Annotated in this window: 7 protein-coding genes and 3 pseudogenes; 5 read left to right on the top strand and 5 right to left on the bottom strand. The window is 42.5% G+C overall.

Annotated features, from left to right (window positions below; all coding sequences use genetic code 11):
- Positions 1–120 precede the first annotated feature (120 nt).
- From DBT_RS12950 to DBT_RS11530, 4 genes and pseudogenes are all read right to left on the bottom strand, one after another.
- A pseudogene (locus DBT_RS12950) lies at positions 121–409 on the bottom strand (transposase); the annotation flags it as partial.
- Positions 410–694: 285 nt separating this feature from the next.
- Positions 695–1,525: a hypothetical protein gene (locus DBT_RS11520; protein ID WP_067620849.1), complete on the bottom strand. Its 831-nt coding sequence runs from the start codon at positions 1,523–1,525 to the stop codon at positions 695–697.
- A gap of 127 nt (positions 1,526–1,652) precedes the next feature.
- Entirely contained in the window at positions 1,653–1,967 is a 315-nt protein-coding gene (locus tag DBT_RS11525) for a HigA family addiction module antitoxin (protein ID WP_067620852.1), read from the bottom strand.
- Positions 1,968–1,979: 12 nt separating this feature from the next.
- Complete coding sequence (locus DBT_RS11530) at positions 1,980–2,258, bottom strand: type II toxin-antitoxin system RelE/ParE family toxin (RefSeq protein WP_067620855.1); 279 nt, start codon at positions 2,256–2,258, stop codon at positions 1,980–1,982.
- Positions 2,259–3,010: 752 nt separating this feature from the next.
- On the opposite strand from DBT_RS11530, the gene DBT_RS12760 reads away from it, so the two are divergent.
- The 4 genes and pseudogenes from DBT_RS12760 (at position 3,011) to DBT_RS12770 (ending at position 4,221) form a co-directional block, all read left to right on the top strand.
- Positions 3,011–3,595, top strand: a complete 585-nt coding sequence (locus DBT_RS12760) for a reverse transcriptase domain-containing protein (RefSeq protein ID WP_067620861.1) — start codon at positions 3,011–3,013, stop codon at positions 3,593–3,595.
- 76 nt (positions 3,596–3,671) lie between these two features.
- Positions 3,672–3,920 carry a reverse transcriptase domain-containing protein gene (locus DBT_RS12765; RefSeq protein WP_067620864.1) on the top strand — a complete coding sequence of 83 codons (249 nt, stop codon included), beginning with the start codon at positions 3,672–3,674 and terminating at the stop codon, positions 3,918–3,920.
- Between the two features lie 23 nt (positions 3,921–3,943).
- Positions 3,944–4,054: pseudogene (locus tag DBT_RS12955) on the top strand (group II intron maturase-specific domain-containing protein); the annotation flags it as partial.
- Positions 4,042–4,221 (top strand): hypothetical protein, encoded by a 180-nt coding sequence (locus DBT_RS12770; protein ID WP_279614898.1) that lies wholly within the window; start codon positions 4,042–4,044, stop codon positions 4,219–4,221. The pseudogene DBT_RS12955 and the gene DBT_RS12770, both read left to right, overlap by 13 nt.
- A 168-nt stretch (positions 4,222–4,389) precedes the next feature.
- Here DBT_RS12770 and DBT_RS12580 read toward each other — a convergent pair whose 3' ends face one another.
- The gene (locus tag DBT_RS12580; protein WP_244155361.1) at positions 4,390–5,319 is read right to left on the bottom strand and encodes a hypothetical protein; all 930 of its coding nucleotides are present in this window, start codon (positions 5,317–5,319) and stop codon (positions 4,390–4,392) included.
- Between the two features lie 3 nt (positions 5,320–5,322).
- Between DBT_RS12580 and DBT_RS11560 the strand changes: the two are divergent.
- Positions 5,323–6,419: pseudogene (locus DBT_RS11560) on the top strand (IS3 family transposase).
- Positions 6,420–6,630 lie beyond the last annotated feature (211 nt).

Below are 6,630 nucleotides of genomic sequence, written 5' to 3' on the forward strand. Positions count from 1 at the left end.
CCCTAAGACATTTGCAGTTTTTATCAATTTTTTGCTGAGATAAAAAGAAGTTGGACAAAAAAATATACTCATAATCCGGGATAATTTTCTGCCATCTCTTCTTAGTTTTCAAAAAAACAAGATGAAACTGGCTTTGGTAGTAAAGTGAGGGCTTGTATCATCAGACAGGGCCATGAAGATGACATTCTATCGACAACACTGAGCGATTTTCCTGCTGGAAACTATTCCTCTAGAATAGGCATACACAATAATTTTGAGCAGGATAGCAGGACCCTAGGCAGGCGCACCCACTTCATCATTCTTATAGCGCTGTCTGAATACAGAAAGGTCTACTTCATTATCAATCAAATAATGAAGTACATATTCAAAGGTACTTGGAAAGAATCTGTTTCCCGAAATGTATAGGAATAAACTTGCCTTAGAAACACGCCATCAGTCAATCCTTTACCTAATGTCATTAACCGTTTTATGTCACACCTCCTAGAAAAAATAGCTGTAATGTGGCGCTTAAGGATTTTTCTACAGCCTCAACGACACGCATAAGCGGCGCCAAACATGCGGGGCACAAACTTTAAAGATTACGATGTCTGAAATGCAGGGCAACGACTGTGAAAAATCGTAACGCTGTTTGGCGTCCGGCTTAATGCGATGGTTCGGCATGCTTTAAATCACTGAGTCAACTCTATTCCACCGTCTAGAAAACCAGCTCTACTAAGCTCTTAAAGAATTCATCGATTGCCTTCTTATCAAATACAAACGCTACATCTGGGAACTCTAGTCCCGTCTGAGATATGAATGTAGCCCACCGCTTATCCAAGAGGACAAGATCACAATAAGATACGGGGACGATCGAGTGAAAAAAGTCGTGCCATTCATTTGAGTTCATTTGCATCTTTTCATTCTGAAGAACGAAGTTGAACGCGAGTTGAAATAGTTCACGAGTTGGTCTTTCGTATCTCTTTCCCTTCTTGCGTGTCGCCTTTGCTCTCTCTTTAGATTGCGACATGTCCTTAGGATCGAAACGCACACGACTCAAAAATTTCTCCATTCTGCCGGCGAATTGATCCCAGCTTTCCTTCATCTGATCCCCAGAGCTATTGTCGAGGACAGTGCGTATTACATCGCTCATAGTCCAGGACTCAGGCCAATTCTGAGCAAACAAGTAGTCCCGAATCAGCCCAATTTCCTGGGACGGATTCTCGTGAACCTCTCCACGCAGAATGCCATTTTCGCGTGTAATAACGTCCATGAAATTTGTGTTAATGAAGCCTGCATCAATTGAATCAATCATGTCCAAAATCGCCGAGATCTGTTGGCGGTCGGCTTGTTTCATCAGTTCTACTAGGTTGGACACAGATAATCGTAGCGTCCCTTTCCTGGCCTTCATAGTGCTCACAAATCTATCTCTGCGGAAAGCATCCAAAGCGATGTCGTTAAGAGCCCAATTGTCGAGGTATACAATAGGCCGTCCAAACGACTCTACAAGCAACACCCTGCCATCATCTAGTTGATGCCTGACGAACATCTCTTTCTCTTTTCGCCGAACGACCAAGGGTCATTTGCCGACATGGAGCAAGGCCAAAGGCCGCAGCGAAATGGCGGTCAAGTGCCCCCGCTTGTTAGCGCAATAATTTATTGATTTTTTAGACCGTTTATGCTGTTTGATAAACACTTGTTTCCACCAATGGCTCTATAGTCTTCCATCCTTCTGTCTCTTGGGTTGCAATCCATAAATCATAGTTTCTCTGCAGATTTAGCCAAAACTCAGGGCTAGTATTAAATGCACGAGACAATTTTAATGCCATTTCAGGTGTAACTGATGCCTTTTCATTAATAATTTTTGATAGAGTTTTGCGAGAAACTCCTAATACTTCCGACAGATAAGTTATGGTTATACCTAATGGCTCAATATAATCTTCTTTTAAAATTTGACCTGGATGAGTAGGTTTTCTTTTTATTATTTTCATGGCTTATATCTCCTAATGATAATCAAGATAATCAACATCAAAAACTTGGCCTTTTTCAAATCTAAATATAATTCGCCAATTACCAGAAACAGAAATTGAATACATACCCTTAAGATTGCCTGAGAGTTGATGAAAATTAGAACCAGGATAATTAAAATCTCTTAATTCACTTGCAGCATGTAATCTGTCCAAAATTTTCCCCAATTTATTTGCATGATCTGGAATTATGCCTTTTTTAGAACCATTATAGAAAAAATTCTCTAATCCCTTATGTCTAAACGATTTTATCATATATACATGTAACCATTCAGGTTACAAAATACAAGAAAGAATTTTATTTCTATTTTTTTCGCCCATTTCCTATCCGTGTGCCATCTCCATTTTCAGTTCAAATCATCTCAAATAATATGCACTAACGACATGGGTCACTTGCCGACATGAAGCAAGGCCGAAGGCCGCAGCGGAATGGCGGTCAAGTGCACCCGCTTGGTACGCCCGGCATGGGCATGGGGTCATGGGGTGAAAGTCCCCTGTAGCTGAGCCACTGTTAAGCATAAGCTTAGCATTAACTACTAGCTGATGGCAAGGGCGTCACCGTGAGGTGAGGTCTGGAGGAAGCCTGAGTGCAAAACTGCGAGCCGAGGAACAGGAACTGCATAAAAGGCCGAACACCCTGGGGTGAGTCAGCCAATGATGACAAAACCCTGTGGCTCAAGGGACACGGTAGATGCAGCGGTTGCGCAGTGAAAGTCCATGCTCTTATCCGGGGAGGCCTGTGTCCAGGGCTGATGATCTGGTTGCTCATTAGTGATATTCCGGGTTTTGGGGGCACCGGTTACCATGACTCCAGGCACTTTCAGGGAGTCTCTGCCTGAAAAGTGAGGTCGAAAAACAGGAGACAGGCAAATGGGCGCCCTTCAGCGCCTTGTGGAGCAAGCCGGAAGGTAAGGGCACAGGAGTCAGCAGAGGTCATAGTAGCCAAAGGCCTGGGGTAATGCCCAGGACATGGTGAAGGACTGAAGGTAATGATACAGGGAGGAGACATGACGAACTCTAGCACATCAAAGAAGCAGCCCAGCAGAGGTGATGATGGGTGTTACGTTATGAAACCAGCCCTGGGAGCTACTTTATTCGAGCTTCTCGGTTCCATAAATTTAAAGGATGCCTGGAAGCGAGTTAAGGCCAATAAAGGAGCGCCTGGAATAGATGGAATTACAATCCAGGAATATCCGCAGTGGATAAACCAACATTGGCCACGTATCCAGCAGGAACTCATAGATGGTTCCTACAAACCACCACCTGTGAGAAGGGTCATGATCCCAAAACCTGATGGAGGCAAACGTCCTCTGGGTATCCCTACAGTAATGGATAGGGTTATCCAGCAGGGCCTACTCCAGATCATGACGCCTGTATTTGAATCTAGCTTTTCAGAATCAAGCTATGGATTTCGTCCTAACCGTTCAGCCCATGATGCAGTAAGGCAGATGAAGGAGTATGTGAAACAAGGCTATAACGTAGTGGTAGATATGGACATCTCGAATTTCTTCGAAAATGTTGACCATGATGCATCTTGTGGCCAAGAAGCTAAAGGACAAGGCCATACTGAGGCTGATTGGCCGGTATCTTAGAGCAGGAGTCATGATTGGGAAGAAATTCCACCCCACTATTAAAGGAACTCCCCAATGAGGACCTCTTTCGCCACTTTTGGCCAATATATATCTCGATGTCCTTGATAAGGAACTAGAGAGAAGGGGCCACAAGTTCGTCCGATATGCCGATGACTGTGTGGTCATGGTGAAGAGCGTGCGGGCAGGAGAAAGAGCCCTTGAAAGCCTTGGTAGGTTCCTCCAAAAGAGACTCAAGCTGGAGCTAAACCAGAAAAAGAGCCGAGTGGTGTCAGTGAATCAATGTAAGTTCCTGGGATTTTCTTCCAGTACAAAGTTCGTAAGCTGACGGGTAGGAATTGGAGAGTCTCCATGGAGTATCGACTCAAGAAGCTAAACGAGTTCCTTCGGGGATGGTGTCACTATTACAGCATATCTGATTACTACAGGCCGATTCCCAGGCTAGACGAGTGGATACGAAGACGAGTCAGGATGTGCTTTTGGAAAGAATGGAAAACGCCACGAAACCGGGTAAAGAGTCTCTTGAAGCTGGGATGCAATCTAGCCCAGGCCAAAAAGACCGGGGCAAGCTCCAAAGGGTACTGGCGTTTGGCCAGGACATTGGCCACTCAATCAGGCATGACGAATAGCTGGCTGAAAGAACTTGGCCTAATATCCGTCAGGGATATCTGGCTAAAGAGGTCCAAGGATACGCTTAAGGTAGCTCTCGCTCCGTCATTGCCAACCGCCCAGTGCGGATCCGCACGCTGGATGGTGTGGGGAGGGCGGGGGAAAACCCCGCCTTTACCCGATTTATATTATATTATTCTTCTTTTTTTTGTTTGTAGTAGAGATGAGATAGGTGTAAATATACCTAAAGCTATTCCTGATGAGCTCATCATTATTTGTCCAGTAAGAAATCGCTTTTCATTTTTTATATGTGCTTCAAAAAAAGGTACTTTTTCAGTTTTAGGTTGAAAGCGAAACTGGGCTATTTCTGAAAAATTTTGTTTAATGAGGATATTAATAATATTTCTATGGAGCCCAAAAAAGTAGTAATTATCACTTCTTGTATTTTTAAAGATTACGCCAATATAGTCTTTATTAGGTAAAGGAGTTCTATGTAAATCTAAAGAAATTGGGAAGTCAAAAACCTTGCCTCTAGAATTTATTAATGGAATACTATTTAACTTTTTTATTTGATCTGCTTCTAATGCTTTTAATATCCTTAAACGATTTGCTAAAGCAATTAAAAAATGAGATTTAGAAAAAAGATTTAAAAGAGATAAATAAAAAAAGAGTCTTGATTGTATTCTTAGCTTAAAAGGATTTGTATATTGATTATCGGATTCTGGATCGAGTAATCTAAAGCGTGCCAACTCATCTTCTTGATTATAATAGGATACTATCACACCATATAAAATTTTTTCCCCATTAGATTCTAAATCACGCTGAGCCTTCTTCTTTTCTTCTATGCTTCTTTTTTGCCTAGATGGCTTAATCTTAGGATCTTTAAAAGTTCCTTTGCATTCTACTTCTATAATAGAATTACTATTAGAGGCAATATAAAAGTCTAAATCTTTATATTCATGAGTTACATTTTTAATTATCCAATCTGCATGTGTAAGGCCATGGATGTGACTAATTAACGACAAAGAACCTCCAACTGAGGTGGTCCCCCTTTTTTGACAGGTGGATTGTTCGCTTTCACTGTAAGGAGTAACAAGTAAAGCAGTGAAAGGAGACAAAAGATGGCAAGGAAGAAGTACACCTCAGAGTTCAAGGCCAAGGTTACTATGGCAGCCATTAAGAGAGAAGGAGACTACCAATCAGATAGCTTCGAGGTTTGGGGGTAATCCTGGTCAGGTGAGGCAGTGGAAAAGGCAGATGCTAGACAATGCCTCTGTGGTGTTTGACCACTCTCAGAGGAAAGAAAAAGAGCAGCAGGTTCTTCTGGACCAACTCTATCAGAAGATAGGACAGCTAAAGGTGGAACGGGATTTTTTAGCCAGAAAGTTCGGTCTTCTGTGAGCCAGAAGAAGAGAAAGGCCATGGTTGAACTGGACAATCAAGAGATCAGTCTTACCAAGCAATGTTTTTTACTCAGCATTAGCAGATGCTCTTTGTACTATAAACCCAAGCCCTGATGAAAGCCATTGACGAACAATATCTTAAAACACCTTATTACGGGAGAAGACGAATGCGTCATGCCCTTAAAAAGAGGGGATACTAAGTAAGTGAAAAGAAGGTCAGGCGCCTCATGCAGCTCATGGGATTAAGGGCAATAGCTCCTGGTCCCTTTACCAGCACCAAGGCTCCTGAGCACAAGGTCTATCCCTATATGCTTAGGGATTTAAAGATAACCAGGTCCAACCAGGTCTGGAGTTCGGATATCACCTATATCCCGGTTATGGGCAATTTTATGTATCTCTGTGCAATTATAGACTGGTACAGCCGTAAGGTAGTAGCCTGGAGCCTGTCGACTACCCTTGATGCCGAGTTTTGTGTTTCCTGCCTGGAAAGGGCCATAGCTCGATATGGGGCTCCTGAGATATTCAATTCGGATCAGGGGAGTCAATTTACCAGTGAAGAGTTCATAAAGATACTGGAGAAAAACAAAATCCGGATTAGCATGGATGGGCGTGGCAGATTCCTGGACAATATTATCATTGAGAGGCTTTGGCGTTCGCTGAAGTATGAACTTATCTATATTCAGGAGTTTGTCTCAGTGCCTGAACTCCGTAAAGGGTTTATGACTTGGTTCGAATCTTATAACAAAGAGAGATTTCATCAGGCTCTTGGTTATCAGACCCCTGATGAGATCTATGAGCTAGATAAGGCAGCATGATAACACCAGCAAAGGAAGCGAACATAAAATCACAAAAGTGCTGTACAAAAAATGGGTACCACTTCATATCTCGTTTGCCATAAATTATCGTATTTTCTTAGGTTAGTGCTCAAAATCACCTGCTTTTTTCCCAGAGTGAAGCAGAGGGAAAAAGTCAGCTGGATTGTTTTCTTAGATGTTTTTTTATAATTATTAAATCTTACTTATTTGG

Origin of the sequence: Dissulfuribacter thermophilus (genome assembly GCF_001687335.1) — a bacterium.
GTDB classification, from domain to species: domain Bacteria; phylum Desulfobacterota; class Dissulfuribacteria; order Dissulfuribacterales; family Dissulfuribacteraceae; genus Dissulfuribacter; species Dissulfuribacter thermophilus.